Consider the following 21,651-nt stretch of genomic DNA (forward strand, 5'->3'; position numbering starts at 1 on the left):
TCACTCGGGCGGGGTCACCGGGCCGGAGTGGCCGGGTACGACGCGTGCCAGCAGTTGCCGCACCACGTCGGCGGCCGGGTCGCCCAGGTCGTCGTAGATCCGGATGGCCCGCTGCCATGCTTCTGCGGCGGCCGGAGGGTCCGCCATCGCCTCGCGCGCCTCGCCGAGCCGGACGAGGGTCAGCCCTTCGTGATACCGGTTGGCCGATTCCTGGAAGCGTTGGACGGACTGCTCGTAACAGACAGCAGCCCTGGCCGGGTCACCGAGCCGGTGGTACGCGAAGCCCAGACTGTCCAACGTCGCGGCCTGCCCGACGCGATCGTCGATCGCCTCCTGCTGGGCCAACGCCTCGGCGCAGTCGACGACGGCCTGGTGGTAGTCGCCGGTCAGGGCGTGCAGGTAACCCTTGACGTTCAGCGCGCGCGCCTCGGCGTACCGGTTGCCGATGAGCTGCGAGACCCGCAGCGCCTCGGCGCTGTGCTTGAGAGCCTCGTCCAGTCGGCCGTACTGGGTGCAGTGCTCGGTGTACTGGCGCAGGATCAGCGCCAGGCTGTCCAGGTCCTCAAGCTGCTCGTACAGTTCGAGCGCCCGCTGTACGTGGTGCTCGGCCGCGTGCTGGTCGCCGAGCCGCATGAGCGCGCGCGCGAGCATCCGGCTGGCCTGCGCCTGCGCCCGGACGTCGCCGATCCGCCGCGCCGCCGCGAGCGCCGCCTGCTGGGCCGCGAGCTGCTCCTGGAACATGCCCCGAGGCGCGAGGTACGCGGCCAGGGCCCAGGCGAGCTGGCAGGCGTACCGCTCGAAGCCGGTCTCGGCGGCCTGACGCAGCACCCGCAGCAGGACGGGGTGCTCGGCGTGGAACCAGGCCGCCGCGACGACCCGATCGGGCATCGGCACGTGCACGTTCGCCGGCATCGGCGCTTCCAGCTCGATGGGTGCCCAGGTCGGCTGGAGCGACACCGCACCGGGGTGCGCGCTGTGCAGGTAGTGGTCGTACATCCGGCGCGCGGCGGCCTGTCGCTCCTCGGCCAGGTCGGATGCCTGGGCCAGTTCGGCCGCGTACGACCGGAGCAGGTCGTGCAGGGCGTACCGCTCGGGTAGGTGCTCGGTCAGCAGGTGCAGCCGGGTCAGCTCCTTCAGCAGCGGGGTGACGGCTGCCCGGGGGCGGCCGAGCAGCGCGGCGGCGGCATCTCCGGTCAGGTCGGGGCCCGGGTGCAGGCCCAGCAGGCGCAGCAGGCGGGCCGCCTCGGTGCTCAGTGCTCGGTAGGACCAGGAGAAGATCCGGCGGACGTCCCCGTCGGCCAGCTGCTCCAGCCGGGACTCCGACGGGCGTAGTTGGGCCGCGACGGCGTCGATCGGGAAGGTGGACCGGGCGGTCAGCCGGGCCGCCACGATGGACAGGGCGAGCGGGAGGCGGCCGGTCGACTCGATCAGCTCGCTGGTCGCCGCCGGTTCCGCCGCCACCCGGTCGTCACCCAGCCGGCTGCGGAGCAGCCTCGTCGACTCGGCGGCCGTCAGCACCTCCAGCGTCAACGGTCGGGCGCCCTCGGCCACGGCGAGGCTGCTGAGCTGGTCGCGGCTGGTCACCAGGACCGCGCACCGACCCACGCCGGGCAGCAGCGGCCGTACCTGCTCGGCGTCGCGCGAGTTGTCGAGGACGACGAGCATCCGACGTGAGGCCAGCAGGCTGCGGTACAGCCCGGCCCGAGCTTCGACGCTGCTGGGGATGCGGCCGACGGGTACGCCGAGCGCCTCGAGGAAGTCGACAAGGGCATCGGCGGGGGACACCGCGTCCGCGTCGTCGTAGCCCCGGAGGTTGACGTACAACTGGCCGTCGGGAAAGCGTTCGGCGGCCCGATGGGCCCAGTGCAGCGCGAGCGTCGTCTTCCCCACGCCGGCCATGCCGCTGACGGTGACGATGTCCACTGTGGCGGGCCGTTCGGGTCGGGCGCCGAGGGTCGCGTCGAGGAGGTCGAGTTCGGCGTTGCGCCCGACGAAACCGGGCAGGGCCAGTGGCAGCTGCTGAGGGCGGCCCGGCGTCGCGCCGGCCGACGCGTCGTCCGCCGACCCGGTCGTCGCGCCCTGCTGGCCGAGGCGGTGGTGCAGGATGTCGTCGTGCAACCGGGTCAGCTCGGGGCCGGGGTCCATCCCGGTCTCCTCGGCCAGCGCGCGCCTGGCCTGCTGGAAGGCTGCCAGAGCCCCGGCGATGTCGCCGATCTGGTAGAGGCCGGTCATGAGTTGGGACCAGGCCCGTTGCCGCAGTGGGTGACGATCGAGCAGCGCCCGCAACCGGGGGATCACCTGGGCTGCCTCGCCGAGCGCGAGCCGCGCCGCGGCGTGGTCCTCCTCGGTCAGCAGCCGCCGCTCCGTGATCCGCGCGACTCGGCCGGTGAGGAGCCGGGGCAGCGGCAGCCCGGCGAGGGCGGGCCCCCGCCACACGCCGAGCGCGAGGGCCAGCTCCGGCTGCGCCGCCGCCGGGTCGCCGGCGGCCAGCGCTGCCCGTCCGCGCGCCGCCGCCGCGTCGAACCGGTCCACGTCCCGCTCGTCCGCGTCGACGCGAAGCAGGTAGCCGCCCGGTGTGGTGAGGATCCGGCGGCGCTCGCCCGCGGCGCAGTCGAGTGCCTGGCGCAGCCCTCGCAGGTAGGTGCGTAGGTTCGCGGCGGCCGAGGCGGGGGGCTGGTCGCCCCACACCAGCGTCATCAGCTCGTTGGCGGAGATCGCCTCACCCGGGCGTAGCAGCAGAGCGGCCAGCACCAGCTGCTGTTTCGTCGACCCGAGGGCGACCGGCCGGCCGTCCCGTGACACTGTCAGCGGCCCGAGCAGGTCGAAGTGGAGGGGCATCCTCACCTCAGGTTGCGGTGCCGGCCGGGCGAGACTGACGATCGTATGAGCATCGATCAATGACGTTAGCATCGATTGAACATGATCTTCATGTTGGTCGGGTGGTCGCCCGCGGGGCCCGGTCGATCTGTGGCGTGGCGTGGTGGCCTGCCCGCTGGTCGGTCAGCGCAGTCCACGGATGAGGTTGTCGACAAGGGTGCGGGCGAAGTCCTCGGTGAGCGGCAGGTCGGCGATGAGCAGCCGGTGGTAGCAGGCGCCCCAGAGTTGGTCGACGACCGATTCGGGGTCGATGTCGGGCCGTAGCTGCCCCCGGGCCATTGCCCTGCTGAGGGTTTCGACGGCGAGGGCCCGGCGGGGTGCGGAGTAGCGCTCGCGGTAGGCGGCGGCCAGTTCCGGATCGGTCTGCGCCTGTCCGATGAGTTGGCTGATGACCCGTCCGGCGGTGGTGTCCCGCACCAGGTGGACGAAGGCCACGAGCTGGTTGGTCAGGTCGGCGACGATGTCGGCGGTGTCGGCGAAGGCCAGGGTGGGCGCGACGACTGTGAAGTAGCCGTCCAGGGCGAGCGCTCCCTTGGAGGGCCACCACTTGTAGATGGTCATCCGGCTGGCTCCGGCGTGGGCCGCGACCTTCTCGATGGTGAAGCCGGCCATGCCCTCGGCCAGCAGGAGGTCACCGGCGGCCGTGAGGATCTCCGCGCGTACCTGGTCGGCGGGGCGACGGCCGCGACCACGGCGCGCTGGCGTCTGGGCATCCGGGGTGAGCTCGGCCACTGGTCCTCCCGATTATATGGACACGCTGTCTACTAGCTGGTTATATGGACACAGCGTACACAACGGTGCCCGCACACCACGACGCACCGCGACGACGACCGAAGGAGACGAGGGGCATGACGGGTCTACGACGGCGACGGTTGGGTGCCTCCGGGCCGGAGGTGTCGATCATCGGGCTCGGCGCGATGGGCATGTCCGACCTGTACGGCCCGGCCGACGAGGCGGAGAGCGTCGCGACGCTGCACGCGGCGATCGACGCCGGTGTGAACCTGATCGACACCGCGGACTTCTACGGGTCGGGTCACAACGAGATGCTGATCGGCCGCGTGCTGCGGGAGCGTCGCCGGGACGAGGTGGTGCTCAGCGTGAAGTTCGGCGCACGCCGGACACCCGACGGCGGCTTCCAGGCGGCACCGTACGACGTGTCGGCGGCGGCGGTGAAGGACCGGCTCGCGTACTCGCTGCGCCGGTTGGGCACCGATCACATCGACATCTACCGGCCGTCGCGGCTGAACCCGCAGGTGCCGATCGAGGAGACAGTGGGCGCGCTGCTGGAGATGCGGCAGGCCGGCTACATCCGGCACATTGGGCTCTCCGAGGTGGGCGCGGACAGCATCCGCAGGGCCGCGGCGGTGGCGCCGATCAGCGACGTCCAGATCGAGTACTCACTGCTCTCCCGGGGCCCGGAGGCCACCATCCTTCCGGCGCTGCGGGAGCTGGGCATCGGGTTGACCGCCTACGGGGTGCTGTCCCGAGGTCTGCTCAGCGGCCACTGGTCTGCCGACCGTGCGCTGACCGGCACGGACTTCCGGGCCAACAGCCCACGCTTCCAGGGCGAACACCTGGCCGCCAACCTGCGCCTGGTGGACGCGCTCGGCCGGGTCGCACAGCGGCTGGGGGCGACCACCAGCCAGGTGGCGATCGCCTGGGTGGCGGCACAGGGCGAACAGATCGTGCCGTTGGTCGGGGCGCGGCGACGCGACCGGCTGACCGAGTCGCTGGCCGCTGTCGACCTGGTGCTCGACCAGGACACGCTGGACGAGATCGAGCGTGCCGTGCCGGCCGGCGCCGCGTCCGGCCAGCGGTACGCGACCGCCATGATGTCGCTGCTCGACAGCGAGAAGTGAACCTCAGGCAGTTGCTCGCCAGACCCAGTTGCGGCGTTCGTAGAGCGGCACCAGCCCGGCCCGGCGCATGTTGTTCAGCGACGGGTTCTGCTGGCCGGGCGCGGGCTTGCCGGTCTCGGCGAACAGCCACCGGCATCCCGCCTCGGCCGCGGCTCGGGCGCGGGCGGCGATCAGCGCCGACTGCGCCCCGAGGCCGCGGTGCCCGGAGGCCGTCGCGGCGGCGTTGAGCGACGCGGCCTCGCCGTGCAGGAACAGGTTGCCGCCCGCGACGAGTTCCTCGTCGTCCCAGGCCGCGTACGGTCGCCACGCCGGCCGGCCGACCGTCGCGGCCAGCATGTCGGTGAGCCCACCGGTCGGCATGCCGAACCCGGTGAGCAGCACGTCGGCCCAGCGACGCGCCTCGGCGGCCGGCACCGGGGCGACGCGCAGACGGGTCTGCGCCACGGCGACGTCGCCGGGTCGGGCGGCGAGCTTGACCCAGGTGCTTCCCGGCTCGAGCCCGCGCGCGGCAGCGACCTCGTCGAAGCCCGCCGGCAGCACCGACGAGACGAGCTGGAAAACTGCCTGGTCGACGCCCTGCTCCCGGTAGAAGTCGAGGACGGCGTCCAGGGTCTGCACCGTGAACGGCTCGGTGGTGCCGAAGCCGAGGGCCTTGTTCCAGTACCCGCCGGAGGGATCGTTGCGCATGGCCAGGGCGACACCGCCGCCGATGCGGGTGGTCGCGATCCCGAGATCGGTGTACGCGGGCCCGGGCGCCTGCGACTCGTAGGAGTGCATGAATTCGCACTCCACGGCCTCGGCGAGCGGGGTCAGGTCGGCTGGCGCGGTCATCGGCTGATTATCGTCTGGTTCGTTCCCAGGCCCGCACCAACTGCATCCGATTGTGAATGCCCAGCTTGTGGTATATGGAGCGGAGTTGGGTGTCCACGGTGTGGAAGGAGACGAAGAGGCTCCTGGCCGCCTCCTTCTTCGTGGCGCCGGCGGCGAGCATCTCGGCCACCCGCTCCTCGGCGGGGGTGAGCGCGCCGATGCCCCGGCTTGGCAGCTCGTCGATCGACGGCCGGTGGCGCGGGGTGGCGGCGAGGTCGGCGCACCGCCGGTCCGCGATCGCCTGGTCACCAGGAGCGCCGATCCGGGCGTAGAGGGCAGCCGCCTCGTGCGCGGCGTCTTGCGCCTCGGCTGGCCGTACCCGGGGATTGTTCGCGAGGTCGAGCAACGCGTCGGCCAGCGCCGGCCGCGCGGCGGTGGTGCGCAGCCGGTCGACAGCCGACCGGAGGGCGTCCGGGTCGCCGTCGCGCAACCCTCGGCTCTGGTCGGCCAGCGCGTGCCACAGCGGCACCGGGGTGCGGGTGGAGACCATCTCGACCAGTTCGGTGACCCGGTGTGCGGCCCGGGTGTCGTCGGCCGCCACCGCCGCGCGTACCAGTCGGGGGCCGAAGTGCGGCACGGGCAGGAGTGACCGGACCGACCGGTGCAGGTCGGCGACGACAGTGGTGAGCAGGCCGGCCGGCGCGCTGAGGGCGGGATCGCGCACCGCCACACAGAACGCGAACGTCCACATCGTACGGTCGGGCCATCGGTTCTCGGCGAGGCAGGCGCGGAGGATGGCGCGGGCGTCGTCGTGCTCGCCCCGGCGGTAGCGCACCTCGCCGATCACCGCTACCAACAGGGCACGCACCTCCCTGCTGAGGTCCGCAGTGCCGGAGCTGAGCGTCGTCACGGCCAGCGCGGCCGCCTCGGGCAGCTCTCCCACTGCCACCATGCGTAGGCAGTCGAGCGCGGTCAGCCCGGTGAGGGAGAGGTCGGGCGCCTGGCGTGTCGCGGCGCGCGCGTCCTGGTGCCGGCCCAGGCCGAGCTGCACGAGGATCCGTTCCGCCCGGATGGACGGGGCGTCGGCGCGTGCCGTCCAGGAATCCGGGTCGAGGGCCGCCAGCACAGCCTGGGCGCCCGGCAGATCACCGTGCGCGAGCGAGCGGGCGGCCCGGCCGAGCGCGAGCTGGCGAGCGGACGCCTGATCACCCGACGCGGCGTGCGCCGTGCCCGCGTCGCGCAGCAGGGCATCGGTGTCCGGATGTCCCGTGCGGGCCGCGATCGTGGCGATCAGGGCGAGCAGGGTGCCGCGGCTGCGGGCGTCCAGTCGGAGGTTCAACGCCTCCCGCAGGCCGGCGAGGGCGATGGTCGGCTGCTCCAGTGCCACGATCTGCGCCACCCGCCCAAGCAGGTGGGCGCGGTGGCGCTCGCCGTCGCGACTCGTGGCGATCTCCGCCGCCAGGACGTGCAGCGCCTCCATCCCGCGTCCGGCCAGCCGGAGCTGATCCGCCGTGGCGAAAAGCCGATGCCGTCGTTGCTCGGCGTCGCTGGTGATGTCGTCGGCCGGGAGCGTTCCGGCGTTGAAGGGTGATTCGGACAATGGCGTTCTCCCCGGTTGTTACCAGGCGTGTCGAAAGGCCGTCCTGCGACCGAGCCTAGCCATGGTGGCAGGTACGGGCGAGCAGATCGACGAACCGGCGGGATTGCGCCGAATGGCCCCCGCCGTCCGGGATTTGACCTGCGGTAATGGCGCGATCACGTGATGCGACGGGCGGCGTTCGGCGCCGATCATCGAATCATGGCCCAGCTCACCGAACTTCCCGGTCTGCATCGGCTCCGGGTCGTACTGCTGATGTTCGTCCTCTACGCCGGCACCGGGGCGGGTGGTCATGCTCCGGCGTGGACCCGCCTGGTGCTGATGGCGACCGCCGCGGCGATTCCGGTCGCGATCGCGGTCCAGTACGGCTGGCCCGGACTGCGCGCGCTGCTGGGGATCTCGTCCCGGCTACGGCTGCGGGGCGGGGCCGTTTCCGCGCCCCACCCGATCCAACCCGAGTGAGGAGACAGCGATCATGGCGAACAGCGATCCCGAGCCGCGGCGCGGCGACCAGGGCGCCCCGCCCTTCGCAGGCCGCAACGTGGAGGTCGAGCGGCAGAACCCGGATCTCCTGGTTCCACCAACGACCGACAGCCGGCTGGTGCCCAACCTCAAGTTCTCGTTCTCGCAGGCGCACACCCGTGTGGAGAAGGGTGGCTGGACCCGCGAGGTCACCAACCGAGACCTCCCGATCGCCAGCCAGTTGTCCGGCGTCCAATTCGGTCTCGAGCCGGGCGCGTACCGGGAAATCCACTGGCACCAGCAGTCGGAGTGGGCGTACATGCTCAGCGGCAGCTGCCGGATCAGCGCCGTCGACCACGAGGGCCGCAACTTCATCGAGGACGTGAAGGCGGGCGATCTGTGGTTCTTTCCGCAGGGCGTGCCGCACAACATCCAGGCGTTGGAAGACGGCGCGCAGTTCCTGCTGGTCTTCGACGACGGCGCGTTCTCGGAGAACAACACGTTCCTCCTCAGCGACTTCTTCGCCCACACCCCTCGACACGTCCTGGCCAAGAACTTCGGCTGGACGCTGGAACAGATGGAGAACCTGCCCGAACGGGAGAAGTACATCTTCCAGGGCGACGTCCCACCGCCCCTGCAGCAGGATCGGGTGGTCAGCCCGACCGGTGACATCCCACGAAGCTTCAAGCACCGGATGCTCGCGCAGACCCCGCAGCGATTCCGCGGCGGAACGGTCCGGATCACCGACTCGACCAACTTCGCCGCCTCCGTGACCACCGCCGCGGCCCTGGTCGAGGTCGAGCCGGGAGGGATGCGCGAACTGCACTGGCATCCCACCACCGACGAGTGGCAGTACTACATCTCCGGCACCGGGCGGATGGGCGTCTTCGCCTCCCAGGCCGCAGCCCGGACGTTCGACTTCCAGGCCGGCGACGTGGGCTACGTCCCGTTCGCGTACGGCCACTACATCGAGAACACCGGGGACGAGCCACTGGTGTTCCTGGAGATGTTCCGCCATCCCCGGTTCGAGGACATCTCGGTGATGCAGTGGATGGCCAACACGCCCCACGAGGTCATCGCCGACACGATCAACGTGCAGAAGTCGATAGTCGACAGCCTGCCGAACACCAAACAGGTAGTGATCTGAGCGAAGCGTCCGGCCGTCCGTCGGAGGACGGACGGCCGGTCCGGTGGATCAGCTCCCCGCGGGTGCCGGGGAGGTGGGGGCCGCAGCAGGTCGCCGGCGTCGAGACACCGCACCCACCACCACGTCGATGACGAGGAAAGCGAGCAGGGTGAGCCCGAACAGGGGCAGCGTCCAGCCGATCGCCACTGTCACCGGTACGCCGATCAGCAGCGCCCAGAGCGGCAGACCGCGTACGCCGCCGCGGGCCGGCGGGGTGCCGGCGATCGCACGGCGGTCGGCGCGGATGGGCCGGCGTTGCCACCACATGCGGTAGCCCCAGAAGATGACACAGAGCAGGCCGAGGGCGAGCGCGGCGAGCAGGATCTGGTTGACCAGACCGAAGAGGATCCCCATGTGGGCCTGGATGCCGAGACCGCTCAGTTTGGCCAGCAGGGGCCAGTCGGCGAAGTCGCTGCGGGCGGTGACCGTGTTGGAGGCCGGGTCGACGGCGATGCGGTCCTTCTTGACCGGCCAGGTGTTGTCGACCTGCGTGACGGTCCAGGCGGAGCCCGGCTCCGGCGCGGGGCTGATCTCGACCGGCCCGGAGAGGCCCGCGCCGCGAGCGACCGTCAGGACCCGATCGAAGGCCGCCGACTCGACGACGCCGCCCGCCCCGGCGGCGCCGTGCTCGTGGCCCCCGCCGGTCTCGGCAGGGGCGGGGGGACCGGCGGTGAGGCTGGTGGAGATCTCCGGGGTGCGGGCGCTCAGCGCGTCGAGGCCTGCGGTGAAGTTCGCGCCGGCGTAGCGGGACCAGGTCAGGCCGGTGACCGAGAGGAAGAGCAGTCCGACGGTGAGCCAGATGCCGGTGGTGGCGTGCCATCCCCGGGTACGGCGGACCCCCTTGCCGGTGGACAGGTCCGGCACGAGCAGGTGCCGAGCGGCGGCTCGGGCGGCGCCGCGTCGACGCCACCAGAGGATGACCCCGCCGAGCGCCATCACCCACAGCCAGCTCGCGGCCAGTTCGGAGTAGTTTTCGCCCACGGCGCCCAGGTGCAGGTGGCGGTGCAGGTCGTCCAGCCAGGTGGTGACCGGTGTGGACCCGAACCAGGTGGTGAGTTGCCCCTGGGACTCGCCGGTGTACGGGTTGATGTAGACGGTGTGCTGGTTCTCGCCGAGCTCGGGCAGGGAGAACACCACCTTCGTGGTCCGGTCGCCGTCACCGGGTTGCACAGTGGCGATGCTGCCGTCGGGGTGCGCGTTGCGCGCGGCCCCAATCTGCTCGGCCAGCGGCAGTTGACGCTCACCCACCTGGGCGACGGTCAGCTGGTCGCCGTAGAGGATGGTGTCGAGTTGCGGGGTGGTGGTGAAGGCCAGGCCGGTCAGTGCGGCGACCACCAGGAACGGGGCGACGAGGATGCCGGCGTAGAAGTGCAGCCGCAGCAGCAGCGCGCCGAACGCTGACGGGCGCCGGACGGGTCGGGCCGGTTTCTCGGTGGTAGTGGCGGGCTCCGCCGTCGGCGTGCCGGACAGTTCGGTGAGAGACATGGTGATCCGATCGGAAGAGTCGGGAAGTACGAAGCTGTTCCCGTACTGGTCTGGTCGCCCGGTGGGGTGTCGCGCCGGCCCTGACTGGTAGTCGGGGGAGAGCCGTCGGCGGTTCCCGAAGATCGGTCGGCGCGGAGGCACTGGCGAATCAGGACGATCATGACGACGACGGCGGGCAGCTCGCCGAACGCCCAGGCGATGCCGGCGCCGAGCTTCTGATCGGCCAGCAGCGACGACGCCCAGCTCGGGTGCACGGCGAGGTACCAGTCGGGGGCGATGACTGTGGTCGTCTGCATGAGGACCAGGCCGAAGAAGCCGTGCGCCATCATCGACGCCAGGTGGATGATCACCAGCAGGGGATGGGGGAGGCGTCGGCGGCCCGGGTCGACCCCGATGAGCACCCAGAACAGCAGATAGCCGGCGACCACGAAGTAAGTGAGCATCGCGAGGTGACCGAGGTGGGAGCGCATCAGCACACCGAGCAGGTCGCTGAAGTACAGGCCGAACAGGCTGGCGGTGTAGATGCCCAGCGCGACGAGCGGATGGGTGAGCAGTTTCGTGAGCCGGCTGTGCACCGCGATCAGCAGCCACTCCCGGGCACCGCGTACCCCCGGGTCGGTTGGTCGACGCAGGGTGCGGAGGGCGAGGGTGATCGGCGCGCCGCCGACCAGCAGGATCGGCACCAGCATCGACAGCGCCATGTGCTGGGCCATGTGCGCGCTGAACAGCACGTACGCGTAGCGGGCGACACTGAGGTTGGTGGTCGCGGCGAGCAGCAGCAGCCCGCCCACCCAACTTGCCGTCCGGGCGAGAGGCCAGGGGTGCCCTCCGATGTGCATCCGTCGCACGCCGGCCAGGTAAGCGCCGATGCCGAGAGCGCAGAGGGTCAGGAAGAACATGTCCGGCAGCGGCTGTCCGAGCAGGTTGCCAGCGGTGGGTGCGGTGGGCATCGGGAAGCCGAGCAGTTCGGTGATCGGGTCGGCGTCGGTGCCGGCTTCGGCGACCGGAGTGGGGCTGCGGGAGAGCGCCACGGCCAGCCCCACCGTGGCGGCGAACACGATCAGTTCACCGGCGGCGAGTCGGCCGAACGCCCATCGCCGTCCAGCGCGCAACGCCGGCAGGGTGCGGGAGCGGTGTACCGCGCCGAGCGTGCCGAGGATCAGCAGGGCGGCGAGCTTGCCGAGCACCAACCAGCCGTAGCGGGAGTGCCAGAGTTGGTCGACCGGACCGAGGCGAACCGCGGCGTTGGCTGCCCCGCTGACAGTCACGGCGACGAAGCAGCCCAGGGCGAGGCGGCTGTACCGGGCGGCGGCGTCGGCCAGCAGCCGACTGCGTCGTACCACCAGCAGGGCGATGAGGGCGCCGATCCACACCGCGGCGGCGAGGATGTGCAGGGCCAGACTGGTGACGGCGATCTGGTGGTTACCGGCCCCGGCGGAGTGCCCGGTGAAGGCCGGGGGCAGCACCGCCACCAGGGCCAGGACCGCGACGGTAGCGGCGAGCCCACGGGACACCCCGAATCTGGCCAGCAGCGCCACGACCACTGCCAGTGTGGCCTGGAGTGTGAGCGACTGGCCCTGCGAGATGGTGGTGGCGAAACTGACGACGGTCGCGGGCCCGAGCGTCGTCAGTGGTTGGCCGAGCAGGTCCGAGGCGGTCAGCGCGATCAGGGACAGCGCCGTCGCCGACCAACCGAGCGCGGCGACACCGGCCCGCCGCAGCAGCAGGTAGCCGTGCGGCGAGACGCTGCGTCCGTCGCCGGGCAGCAGGAACGCGGCGGTCACCAGCATGCCGACGGTGACGGTGGCCAGACCGTCGGACAGCAGCCGGAACACGGGTAGTGCCCTGGTCGTGATTGGTCCCGCGTCGGGGAGGCCCGGGATCGCGGACGTGAGCGCGCCCCCGACCCGGAGGCCGAGCACCAACAGTGTGACCGCCGACGCGACGGCGACGACAGTGACCAACCAGCCGGAGCCCGGAAAACCTTTGTTTCGGACGGCGGACGGGGCTGGACCGGTCGGAGTTACCGCGACGGTGCGGGCACCGCTCGGATCGTCGATGGTGGACTGCCGTGGTTCTGTGTCGGACACGTGTTGACCTTGCTTGGTGAGGTGATGGGGCGAGCCGACCGCACGAGGGAGGGTCGGATCAGCGCCGGGCCGCCCGCAGCCACAGCAGCCCAGCCGTCACCAGGACGAGAAGGGCCAACGCGGCAGCCGCGACGAGTATGCCGGCGCTCGGACCGCCGCCGGACTTCGCGGCGGCGGCGGACGGGGCGGGTACCGACGCGCTGACGTTGGCAACCGGCGCGGCGCTGGACGTCGGATCGGCCACAGTGAACGGATAGGACCCCTGCACCGGGTGCCCGTCGACGGAGACGACCCGGTAGGCGACCGTGTAGGTCCCGTTCGGCAGGGTGTCGGTCACCTGGACCGTGCTCTTCGCGCCGGTGACCACCGGCTCGCCGATAGGAAGCTTCCGCTTGCCGGCGTCGGTGAGCACGATGGTGGTGAACGCCGGGTCGAGTCGCTGCATGAATTCGAGCGTGACCTCGGTCGGTGCGCTCTGCACCGTCGCGTCCCGGGCGGGCGTGGCCGTCTTGAGCGAGTTGTGCGCCCAGGCCGGGCTGGCCGGGACGAGCCCCGCGACGAGGACGGCGAGCACCGCCGCGCCGAGCCGGACGGCGGTGGGGCGGGACGACGGTACGGTCATGACGGTGGGCGTGGTCATCCGAGCACCTGCTCGCCGATCCACCCGCCCGGTTGACATCCGGGCGGGATGGCGAAGACAGCGGACCCGATCGGCGTGGTCCACTCGTTGAGCAGGTCCCGATCGGCCAGCCGGCGCTGGATGGGCAGGAACTGTCGGGCGATGTCGGCCTGGTACGAGGTGAAGATCAGGCCGCTGTCCGCGTGGCCCTCCACCGTCGGCACCCCGTCGTAGTTGTAGGGCCGGCGCAGGATCTTCAGCCGGTCGTCGGTGACGTGAGCGCGGGTCATGTGCGAGAAGTCGGGGATGACGGTGAGGCCGTCGGCGTCGGTGGCGGCGAAGTCGGGTTCGTCGTGTTCGGCGGTGCCGGTGAGCGGGGCGCCGGTGTCGAGCCGTCGCCCGACGGCCAGTTCGCGGTCGGTCCGGCCGAGCAGGTCCCACGTTTCCATGTTCATGCTGATCCGCCGGAGGACCACTGTCGTGCTGTCACGCAGCCACGCCGGGCCGTCCGGGACCCAGAGGGCGGTGTCCATGGGCGCGCCGGGTCGAGGGTTGGCGGTGCCGTCGAGCTGACCGAACAGGTTGCGTTGGGTGTGGCCGCCCGGCTCGACACCGGGGCTGCGCCGGAAGCCCTGCTGGACCCACCGCACAGTGGCGAATGGTCGGCTGTCCTTGATCAGGACCCGCTGGGCGTGGGCGACGGAGATCGCGTCGTCAGCGCAGATCTGCAGCAGCAGGTCGCCGCCGGACCAGGCCGGCTGAAGCCGGTCGATGCGGAACGACGGCAGTTCGGTGACCGATGCCGGCCGGCGGTCGTCGACGGCGGCCGCCCGGTAGAGGCCCGGCCCGAAGCCGAAGGTCACTGTCAACCGTGCCGGCAGCAGCCCGAGTTCGGCCTCGGTGTCGGCCAGCGCGGGTCGGCCCTGGGTGAGCCGCGCGGCATCGTCGGTGAGCAACCGCAACATCCGGCCCAGCGCGGCCCGGTCGACGCCGGCCCGCAGTGTGAGCGCCACGAACGACGCGTGCGCCTGCGGTTCGGTGGCCACCCCGGCCTGCCGGGCGCCGTGGAACGGCTCGACCAGCCCTCCGACGGTCGCCACGGGCGTCGTGTCGGCGGCGGTCGCCGTCGGCGGCCCGGTCCTCCCCGCGCGGGTGCCGGCGATCGCGGCACCACCGGCCAGGGCTCCGCCGGCGGCCAGTGCTCCGCCGGTGAGCAGGCCGCGCCTGCTCACCGGCCGGACCTGTGGTGTCCGCGTCACGATGCCGGGCTCATGCTCATCTCCGGCGTGGCGCTCATGCTGGGCATCGGCTCGCCGTGCCCGGGGGCGTAGCTCTCCTGCGCGCCGGTGAACGGCTTGGCCATGGCGCGGAACTGCTGGGTCTTGCCGTCGGCGAAGGTCAGGGTGACTGTCAACTCGTCGCCGGCCTGAACGGGCTTGGTGAGGTTCATCAGCATGAGGTGGTCGCCCCCGGGCTCCAAGGCGTGCGTGCTCTTGGCCTTGATCACGATGCCGCCCTGCTTCTGCCGCATCACCATCTTGCCGTCCTTCATCGCCATCTCGTGCAGCTCCATCGGCGACAGCGAGGTCGTGGCACTCGTCACCGTGACATCGGTGTCGCCGTCGTTGACCAGGGTCCCGAAGGCCGCCGTCATGCCCTTGTCGGCGGCCTTCACCCACGGGTCACGAATGCCGAGCACACCAGCGTCCGGGTTGGCCGAGGCCGACGCGGGCGGGCTCGCCTGCGCTGTCGACGGAGAGTCGGACGAGCCGCAACCGGCGACGCCCACCGTCAGGATCGCGGCGGCGAGGATGGCGGCCGAGCGGCGGCGTGAAGCGTTCGGGCTGGTGGTGCGCATGTGTTCTTCCTCCGATGGTTGCTGCTGGGAGGTTGGTCGGCCGCAGCTCGGAGAAAGTTCCGGACTCAGGGAACGTTGATCGTGAACTCCCCGGTGTGCACAGTGCCGGCGACCTGGAAGTCGAAGAAGGCCCGGTACCGGCCTGAACTCGGCGCGGTCAGCCAGAACTTGACGGTCCCGTCGACCAGTTCCTGCTCGGGGTGGACGTGCACGTAGCCGAGGTCGCCCTCACGGACGACGACCAGGTGCCCGTACGAGCCCAGGTACCGTTCCAACTGCGCCGGTACGGTCGGGTCGGCGCTGACCTGGAAGTGCATCGGCGCCGTCACCCCCACCGTCGGGGCGCCGGTCATCGAGACCGTGTACGGGCCAGCCGTCGCCTGTGCCGCCGCGGGCGGCAGCACGGTCGGGTTGTGCGCGCCGGGCACCGTGTGGTCGACGCCGAGCACGAGGGGCTGCTGCTTGCCGTCGGCCGCGGTGACGGAGAAGTCGGCGTAGACGCGGTAGCCCCCGGGCCGGGCCAGCGTCAGGGGGACACTCCAGGTGCCTTCGGGTGCCATCGTCGGGTGCAGGTGCTGGTAGCCGGACAGGTCGCGGCCGACCACGATCAGGTGCAATGGCTTGTCGTGGACGACAGCGAAGGTCGTTGCCGGCTGCCTGTCGGTCCCGACGATGCGGAACCGGTAGTCGGCGCGTACACCAGGGGGTTGGGACCGCTCCAGCGGTTGCAGGGTGTACCCACCGGCGCTGACCGTCGTGCCGGTCGCCAGCGTCGCGCCTGTCGCGTCGTCACCCCGATGCGTGTGCGGCCCGGTGCCCGCCGGGTGTTGGTGCCCGTCGGTCGCGGAGCCCACCTGTCCCGAGGCGGGCGATCCGCCGGCTGACGGTCGTGCGTTGCTGGTCGCCGGACTCTCGTCGGCGGTGCCGATACGGGCCAACCCGAACCCGGCCAACAGGGCCGCCACCAGGCCACCGACGAACAGCGCCAGGTGGGTGTTGCTCAACCGGGACCCAGGCGTCGCGGCGGCGAGGTCCGTGTCGGGCCGTGGTCCGGTGTCGACTGTCAGCTCGTCGTCCGTGCTGGCGAGGGCCGTGGTCACCTGATCGGTAGGCGTCGGATCGACCGCAACGCCCGTGCGGGCCGTGACGACCGTGGTGCCCTTGCGCGCCGCCGGCACTGTGGCGGGCCGCCGTTTGTCGCTCGCAGTACGCGCGACGACGCCGGTCGCCGCACCGGCCTTGCCCCCGACGGTCTTGCCAGCGGCGGTCTTGCCGCCGACGGTCTTGCCCCCGGCGGTTTTGTCCCCGGCGGCCTTGCCGCCGACGGTATTGCCAGTGCCGGCCCTATTCGTGGTACGGGCGCCACCGCCGCGTCGACCGGAGGTCGCCGCCGAGGCACGGCCCCGGCCGGTGGGTGTGCCGGCGGATCGGCGACGCCAGACGACGAACCCGACCGCCGCCCCGACCGCCGCGACCGCCGCCGCCCAGCCGGCCCAGGCCGGTGCCCCGGGACCGCTCTCCTCGGTCGACCCGGTCGACGGGGCCGCCGCGGCCGGCGGGGTCGACGGATCGTCGGCGGTGGTCGGCACCGCCGAGGCCTGCCCGGACGAGTTGTGCTGCTCGGTGGCGGTCACCAGCGCCGGGTCCGGTTGGGTCGACGGCGGGCTCCACCCCTTCGGCGCTGCCGTCACCCGACCGTCGTAGCGGAAGGTCAGGGTGCCCCGCACGGTGTCGCCGTCCGAGGCGACCGACAGGTAGCTCACCGAGTACTGGCCCTTGGCGGGCAGGTGGGCGACGGACACCACCGCGGGGAACCCCGTCGTGTACTCCCGTGGCTCGAACTGACCGTTGACCAGGAAGTACTCCCGTACCGGCTTGTCCAGTGGCTTCGGCTCCCCATACGACCAGCCGTTATCGACACGGACGCCGCCCGGGGCGGTGATCGTGAAGAACGCATTGGCGGCGGCCTTCTCGGTGAAGTACAGCCGCACCTCCGTCAACGGCTCGCGCACTGCGGCGCCGCTCGCCGGTGTGGACATGGCGAGGGTCCCGTGCGCGGCGGCGGGTTGGGCGGACGCGAGGAGGGCGACCGCCGAGGCGAGGAGGAACGCGAGGAGGCCCGAGACCACCCGCCCGCAAGTCTGGGGGAGACGACGCATCTGGATATCCTCACCCTCGCGAGACTTTTTTCAATAGCTGGCGATCTTCTTCCTCAGACGACAAAAGTTGACGATCAGGCCATCCGTCGCCGCGGCGGGACGCCCCGGGTGGACACATTCCCTGGCCAGCTATGCTGCCGACGGCGCTGGTTCGCCCCGTCGTGACCGGCGGGGCGTCGTAAGAGGGAACCCGGTGAAAATCCGGGGCTGCCCCGCAGCGGTGAGTGGGAACGACCGCCGTCATCAGCACTGGGCCAACGGCCTGGGAAGCGACGGCCAGTAGGGGACCGGCGCGACCGGTCAGGCCCGCGAGTCCGAAGACCTGCCGGCGCCGCGTACACAACCGTGTGCGCTGCCGTCGGCCTCGCGGGTGGGCTGAGCGGGTGACGGGCCGTGCGCGTGGTGCACGGCCAGGTCCTCGTCAGCGTGTGTCCGCGACCCGGCGGTGTGGTTTCCCGAGGGACGGACTGCCGCTGTGCATGACACCACCACCACCACCATCGCCGGCCGAGCGCCGTCGGCGTCGCACCTGACCCTTTCGCAGATCATGGACCAGCACCACACCAACCTGATGGGTACGGTGCACGGCGGCCGGATCCTCAACCTCATCGACTCCGTCGCCGGTGTGGTCGCCGCCCGGCACTCCGACGGGCCGGCGGTGACCGCCGCCATCGACGAGACGGCGTTCCTCCGCGCGGTGCGGGTCGGCGACGTCGTGCACGTCGACGCCCGGATCACCTGGGCCGGCCGCAGCTCGATGGAGGTGGCCGTCAAGGTGACCGCCGACCGGTGGGACCGGGCGGTGCCGCCCACCGACGTGGCCACCGCCCACCTGGTCATGGTCGCCATCGACGACGACGGTCAGCCTCGGACGGTGCCGCCGCTGCTACCGGAGACCGACGGGGACCGGCGTCGGTACCGGGAGGCGGAGATCCGCCGGAAGCACCGACTGGCGCTGCGACGCGCGTTGCTCGACGGTGCCGAAGACGACTGACCAGCGCTCGGGCCCGCCCGTGGCGGCGCTGGCGCGGTCCGAGGAACCCGCCCCGCCGCCTATCCGGTCGGATAGCGTCCACGTGAAGCCTCGATCACGGAGAGTGTGGATGGTTATGCGCGCTGCGGTGTTGCGGGAGTTCAACGTTCCGCTGACGGTCGAGGAGATCGATCAACCCACCCCCGAGCGCGGGCAGGTGCTGGTGCGGATCGTCGCCAGCGGGGTCAACCCGCTCGACACGAAGATCCAGGCTGGAAAGGCCGCGCACGCGCGTGTCGAGCTGCCTGCGGTGCTCGGCCTGGACCTCGCCGGTATCGTCGCGGCGGTCGGCGCGGACGTGACCGGCTTCGCGCCGGGAGACGAGGTGTACGGGCTGTGCGGGGGCGTCGGCGGCCTTCAGGGCTCGCTGGCCGAGTACGCCGCAGTGGACGCCCGGCTGCTTGCCCACAAGCCGAAGGCACTCTCGATGCGGGAGGCCGCCGCGCTGCCCCTGGCGGCGATCACCTCCTGGGAGGGGCTCGTCGACCGGGCTGGGGTCCACGCCGGCCAGAAGGTGCTGGTGCACGGCGGTGCCGGCGGGGTCGGATACGTGGGTGTGCAACTCGCCCAGGCGCGCGGCGCCGAGGCGTACGCCACGGGCGGGCCGGCGAGCATGCGGGTGATCGAGAGCCTGGGCGCCGTGCCGATCGACTACACGACGAGCAAGGTCGAGGAGTACGTCGAGAGGTACACCGGCGGCGAAGGGTTCGACATCGTCGTCGACAACGTCGGTGGCGCGACGCTCGACGCGTCGTTCGCGGCGGTACGCACCTACCACGGGCACGTCGTCAGCGCGCTGGGCTGGGGCTCACACTCGCTCGCCCCGCTGTCGTTCCGAGGCGCGACCTATTCCGGGGTGTTCACCCTCTTGCCGATGCTCACCGGCCGGGGCCGCGAACACCACGGCGACATCCTGCGCGAGATCGCGGCGCTGGCCGATGCCGGCGCGTTGCGCCCGCGACTGGACCCGCGAGCGTTCACGCTCGACACGGTCATGGACGCCCACGACCTGGTTGCCGGCGGCACCGCCGAGGGCAAGGTCGTCGTGGACGTCGCCGGTTGAGCCGAGCCGTTCGTTCCCGCGGAGTGCTCTGTGGTTCTGCGCAGCGGTCGACAAGGTTCTAGGTGGCCTTGCAGGGGAGTGTGCGCAGGTCAAGGCAGTGAGCTGTTGGTGGGCCTGGCCCCGCAACTGGGAGCAGATTGGGTGCAGGTTGGCGAAGTGGTCAGGCGTGTTGTTTCGGGATGGCTGGCGCCGGCCCTAAACAGGGTCGTAAGGAACCACGCGCGGCGGTGCAGGAGCGAACTCTTGCTCTAACCCATCAGGCCGATGGTTGCGATGACCACATCTCGTTCAGCCGGTAGGTGAGGAACCTGCCACCGTCGGAACGTTTGCCCAGACGGGAACAAGGTCGTTCGCCCGGTAGGGCGCTCCACCTTGTCCCCGTCCTGGGGAGGCTGGACGGTCTACGACTGCCCAACGAGGAGATCCGCTTGAGTCCGCAGGGACTTGAGCCGCAGGCACTGGAGCCTTGCTCTAGCCGAGCGAGAGGAGCCCTTCCGTCCGCGCGAATCATCCTCTGAGCTTCGCTAGCCTCTGCACGTGATCTCCTACCGCGCTACCGCCCCCGCGGACCTCGACCGCGTGACGCCGTGGATCGTGACCGAGCCCGTTGGGTGGATCCCCGCCGACCGTTACCTGGCCGATCTGGCCGAGGACATGTACCGACCGGAATGGACATGGATCGCCGAGCACGACGGCCAGGTCGTGGGACGGGCATTGTGGTGGGGGCCGAAGGGGAGCCCGCATCCGGTCGCGCTCGACTGCCTCGACGTGGATCCAGCCCTGGACGACCGTGCCGCCGTCGCCGCCGAGCTGATCAAGGCCGCGCTGGCCGGATTCCCGGAGCCGGTGGAGTACAGCATCGAGGTCACCGGCGGCTGGCGTGACGATCCGGCCACCTTGGCGGCCGTGGAGTGGCGGCGGGCGGCGGCGCACGCGGCGGGCCTCATCCGCGAGGTGGAGCGGCTGCAGTTCGAGTGGGCGCCCGCCGACGGGGTACCCCCCGCGGCCGGCAGGCTACGGTTCACCGAAGCCTCCGACGAGGAGTTCCTCGCGGTGTTCAGGAGAATTGCCGAGGGCAGCCTGGATGCCCAGACCCGTGCGAACCTGGCCGCCAAGGGCGTGGACGCGACCGCGCGCGAAGATATGGACTTCTATCTCAGGGCGCCGGGTAAGCGGGAGTGGTGGCGGATCGCCTACACGCGCGACGGCGAGGTGGCGGGCATGGCGATTCCCTCCGCGACCCCGTACAACGTCAACGTCGGCTATCTCGGGGTGGTGCCGGAGTTCCGCGGGCGCGGCTACGTGGACGAGGTGCTCGCCGAGATCACGCGCCTTCACGCGACCAACGGCGAGTCGCGCATCACCGCCACCACCGACATGGGCAACGCGCCTATGGCAGCCGCTTTCGGTCGCGCCGGCTACCGCAACACGGAGTTCCGGATCAACCTTTCCAACGACGTCCAGCCATAGACGAGGAAAGGTCGGTGCCGACATTGCAACGCACGAGCTCGGACCGCCTTGCCGAAGCTACGGATCAGAAGGTGCGAGCTCGTCGTCAAGCGGGCTGGACTACCGCGCAGCCGGAGTGCGTGCCGGCGGCTCGTTGGATGAGCACCCCTCAAGACATCCGGATCTGCCCGGCGACTCGCGGAGACGGTAGGGCGACTTCCGTACATGTCAATGACGATGCATTCGATCGAAGGTGAAACCGTACTGGAATTCGCAAGGTTTCAGATATTCGTATAAAGCTTGGTCTGAATGCCTGTGTCAGAGATGCCCTCCAAAGGCACGACGACGTCGGCAAAGAAGGATTGATCGCCTAGCCCTGTCACTAAGTATGCGTAGAAGGCTCGTCTGTGCGTCCAGACGACGGCGCGGTCGAGGAGCAACAGCCCTTCAGCCGCCGGTGCGGCGAAGCCTCGCTCGCCGGACGTGGCGACGATGGCGGCGACAACGGCCGTCGCGATGACCTTGTCGGGCTCTGCGAGATCGTGAGAGGCGCGAAACGATGGAGTCGCTGTGCGTACGGACGTCTGGAACCTACGCAACACCCCCGCTACCTTCTCGTAGGGCACGTTCGCCCCGATGCCCTCGGCAAGCAGGCCCGACGAGGTCACCAGTACGAAGTCGAGGACCTGGCCCCTGGGCGTCGGATAGGTGTAGGGAGTGCTGTCGCCGGCCATCCAGACGATGCTCGGCTGTTTGACCGGCTCGCGCAGTCCCTCAGCACGGCGAGATTGTCCGAGCGCCCGCTCGAGGTCGCCCTCGGCGCGTTCGCCCCTGAACATCGATGAAAGGTATCCGATCGCTTGCATCAGGAATCCGCAGGGGTTCCGTCATCTGAGACATCGACCCCACGGGCAACGGCCCTCACCAGCCACTTCAGGCTGGTGACCTCTTCGGCGGACCCGAACGAGTCGGCGTCGGCGTTCTCTGTAGAGGCGAGGGCGGTGTCCGCTCATGCCGAGATGAGGATGTTTGCGCGGAGCGTTCGTCGCGCGTCGTGCTGGGTTGGCGGTCGTGTGGGGCATGGTGGCCCAGAAGGGTCGCCAT

The 21,651-nt window shown here is 71.0% G+C and carries 17 protein-coding genes and 1 riboswitch; of the genes, 6 read left to right on the plus strand and 11 right to left on the minus strand.

The genetic code is table 11. The features are described from left to right. Positions 1-2,838, minus strand: coding sequence for a BTAD domain-containing putative transcriptional regulator (locus OG992_RS01230; protein WP_266302028.1), 2,838 nt, complete (start codon positions 2,836-2,838; stop codon positions 1-3). A 162-nt stretch (positions 2,839-3,000) separates the two neighbouring features. Beyond that, a complete protein-coding gene (locus tag OG992_RS01235; protein ID WP_238683997.1) occupies positions 3,001-3,609 on the minus strand; it encodes a TetR/AcrR family transcriptional regulator in 609 nt (202 codons plus the stop codon). A 116-nt stretch (positions 3,610-3,725) separates the two neighbouring features. Between OG992_RS01235 and OG992_RS01240 the strand changes: the two genes are divergently transcribed. Continuing rightward, a complete protein-coding gene (locus OG992_RS01240) occupies positions 3,726-4,736 on the plus strand; it encodes an aldo/keto reductase (RefSeq protein ID WP_238683996.1) in 1,011 nt (336 codons plus the stop codon). A 3-nt stretch (positions 4,737-4,739) separates the two neighbouring features. On the opposite strand, the gene OG992_RS01245 is transcribed toward OG992_RS01240, so the two are convergent. Both OG992_RS01245 and OG992_RS01250 read right to left on the minus strand, forming a co-directional pair. Beyond that, the gene (locus tag OG992_RS01245) at positions 4,740-5,567 is read right to left on the minus strand and encodes a hypothetical protein (RefSeq protein WP_266302029.1); all 828 of its coding nucleotides are present in this window, start codon (positions 5,565-5,567) and stop codon (positions 4,740-4,742) included. A gap of 7 nt (positions 5,568-5,574) precedes the next feature. Continuing rightward, the gene (locus tag OG992_RS01250; protein ID WP_266302030.1) at positions 5,575-7,146 is read right to left on the minus strand and encodes a helix-turn-helix transcriptional regulator; all 1,572 of its coding nucleotides are present in this window, start codon (positions 7,144-7,146) and stop codon (positions 5,575-5,577) included. A gap of 198 nt (positions 7,147-7,344) precedes the next feature. Here OG992_RS01250 and OG992_RS01255 point away from each other — a divergent pair, with 198 nt between their 5' ends. After that, positions 7,345-7,605, plus strand: a complete 261-nt coding sequence (locus OG992_RS01255; protein WP_266302031.1) for a hypothetical protein — start codon at positions 7,345-7,347, stop codon at positions 7,603-7,605. Positions 7,606-7,618: 13 nt separating this feature from the next. Beyond that, the gene (locus OG992_RS01260) at positions 7,619-8,752 is read left to right on the plus strand and encodes a cupin domain-containing protein (protein ID WP_266302032.1); all 1,134 of its coding nucleotides are present in this window, start codon (positions 7,619-7,621) and stop codon (positions 8,750-8,752) included. 48 nt (positions 8,753-8,800) lie between these two features. Here OG992_RS01260 and OG992_RS01265 read toward each other — a convergent pair whose 3' ends face one another. The 6 genes from OG992_RS01265 to OG992_RS01290 all read right to left on the minus strand — a co-directional run bounded on the left by OG992_RS01265 (position 8,801) and on the right by OG992_RS01290 (position 17,002). Beyond that, entirely contained in the window at positions 8,801-10,177 is a 1,377-nt protein-coding gene (locus tag OG992_RS01265) for a PepSY domain-containing protein (RefSeq protein WP_266305128.1), read from the minus strand. After that, positions 10,111-12,366: a cytochrome c oxidase assembly protein gene (locus OG992_RS01270; RefSeq protein ID WP_266302033.1), complete on the minus strand. Its 2,256-nt coding sequence runs from the start codon at positions 12,364-12,366 to the stop codon at positions 10,111-10,113. The genes OG992_RS01265 and OG992_RS01270 overlap by 67 nt, the downstream gene beginning before the upstream one ends. 58 nt (positions 12,367-12,424) lie before the next feature. Beyond that, complete coding sequence (locus tag OG992_RS01275; RefSeq protein ID WP_266302034.1) at positions 12,425-13,006, minus strand: copper resistance protein CopC; 582 nt, start codon at positions 13,004-13,006, stop codon at positions 12,425-12,427. Next, positions 13,003-14,217, minus strand: a complete 1,215-nt coding sequence (locus tag OG992_RS01280) for a Dyp-type peroxidase (protein ID WP_266302035.1) — start codon at positions 14,215-14,217, stop codon at positions 13,003-13,005. The genes OG992_RS01275 and OG992_RS01280 overlap by 4 nt, the downstream gene beginning before the upstream one ends. A gap of 23 nt (positions 14,218-14,240) precedes the next feature. Beyond that, on the minus strand, positions 14,241-14,843 hold the full coding sequence (locus OG992_RS01285; protein ID WP_266302036.1) for a copper chaperone PCu(A)C: 603 nt from the start codon (positions 14,841-14,843) through the stop codon (positions 14,241-14,243). Between the two features lie 65 nt (positions 14,844-14,908). Continuing rightward, the gene (locus OG992_RS01290) at positions 14,909-17,002 is read right to left on the minus strand and encodes a copper resistance protein CopC (RefSeq protein WP_266302037.1); all 2,094 of its coding nucleotides are present in this window, start codon (positions 17,000-17,002) and stop codon (positions 14,909-14,911) included. 130 nt (positions 17,003-17,132) lie between these two features. Next, positions 17,133-17,347: riboswitch (cobalamin riboswitch) on the plus strand. Positions 17,348-17,549: 202 nt separating this feature from the next. Between OG992_RS01290 and OG992_RS01295 the strand changes: the two genes are divergently transcribed. The 3 genes from OG992_RS01295 (at position 17,550) to OG992_RS01305 (ending at position 20,568) form a co-directional block, all read left to right on the plus strand. Beyond that, the gene (locus tag OG992_RS01295) at positions 17,550-17,996 is read left to right on the plus strand and encodes an acyl-CoA thioesterase (RefSeq protein WP_238684380.1); all 447 of its coding nucleotides are present in this window, start codon (positions 17,550-17,552) and stop codon (positions 17,994-17,996) included. A gap of 109 nt (positions 17,997-18,105) precedes the next feature. Next, positions 18,106-19,098, plus strand: coding sequence for a zinc-dependent alcohol dehydrogenase family protein (locus OG992_RS01300; RefSeq protein WP_266302038.1), 993 nt, complete (start codon positions 18,106-18,108; stop codon positions 19,096-19,098). 537 nt (positions 19,099-19,635) lie between these two features. After that, positions 19,636-20,568 carry a GNAT family N-acetyltransferase gene (locus OG992_RS01305; RefSeq protein WP_266302039.1) on the plus strand — a complete coding sequence of 311 codons (933 nt, stop codon included), beginning with the start codon at positions 19,636-19,638 and terminating at the stop codon, positions 20,566-20,568. Between the two features lie 260 nt (positions 20,569-20,828). Here the strand turns inward: OG992_RS01305 and OG992_RS01310 are convergent, their stop codons facing one another. Continuing rightward, positions 20,829-21,386 carry a hypothetical protein gene (locus OG992_RS01310; RefSeq protein WP_266302040.1) on the minus strand — a complete coding sequence of 186 codons (558 nt, stop codon included), beginning with the start codon at positions 21,384-21,386 and terminating at the stop codon, positions 20,829-20,831. Between the last annotated feature and the right edge of the window lie 265 nt (positions 21,387-21,651).

This window comes from Micromonospora sp. NBC_00362 (assembly GCF_026342155.1).
GTDB classification, from domain to species: domain Bacteria; phylum Actinomycetota; class Actinomycetes; order Mycobacteriales; family Micromonosporaceae; genus Micromonospora; species Micromonospora hortensis.

Excerpts from the sequence above, each read along its gene's own strand:
- OG992_RS01240 (WP_238683996.1), top strand. The coding sequence starts at position 3,726 with ATGACGGGTCTACGACGGCGACGGTTGGGTGCCTCCGGGCCGGAGGTG.
- OG992_RS01295 (WP_238684380.1), top strand. The coding sequence starts at position 17,550 with ATGGACCAGCACCACACCAACCTGATGGGTACGGTGCACGGCGGCCGG.
- OG992_RS01290 (WP_266302037.1), bottom strand. The coding sequence starts at position 17,002 with ATGCGTCGTCTCCCCCAGACTTGCGGGCGGGTGGTCTCGGGCCTCCTC.
- OG992_RS01260 (WP_266302032.1), top strand. The coding sequence starts at position 7,619 with ATGGCGAACAGCGATCCCGAGCCGCGGCGCGGCGACCAGGGCGCCCCG.
- OG992_RS01230 (WP_266302028.1), bottom strand. The coding sequence starts at position 2,838 with ATGCCCCTCCACTTCGACCTGCTCGGGCCGCTGACAGTGTCACGGGAC.
- OG992_RS01245 (WP_266302029.1), bottom strand. The coding sequence starts at position 5,567 with ATGACCGCGCCAGCCGACCTGACCCCGCTCGCCGAGGCCGTGGAGTGC.
- OG992_RS01300 (WP_266302038.1), top strand. The coding sequence starts at position 18,106 with ATGGTTATGCGCGCTGCGGTGTTGCGGGAGTTCAACGTTCCGCTGACG.
- OG992_RS01255 (WP_266302031.1), top strand. The coding sequence starts at position 7,345 with ATGGCCCAGCTCACCGAACTTCCCGGTCTGCATCGGCTCCGGGTCGTA.
- OG992_RS01275 (WP_266302034.1), bottom strand. The coding sequence starts at position 13,006 with ATGACCACGCCCACCGTCATGACCGTACCGTCGTCCCGCCCCACCGCC.
- OG992_RS01310 (WP_266302040.1), bottom strand. The coding sequence starts at position 21,386 with ATGTTCAGGGGCGAACGCGCCGAGGGCGACCTCGAGCGGGCGCTCGGA.
- OG992_RS01285 (WP_266302036.1), bottom strand. The coding sequence starts at position 14,843 with ATGCGCACCACCAGCCCGAACGCTTCACGCCGCCGCTCGGCCGCCATC.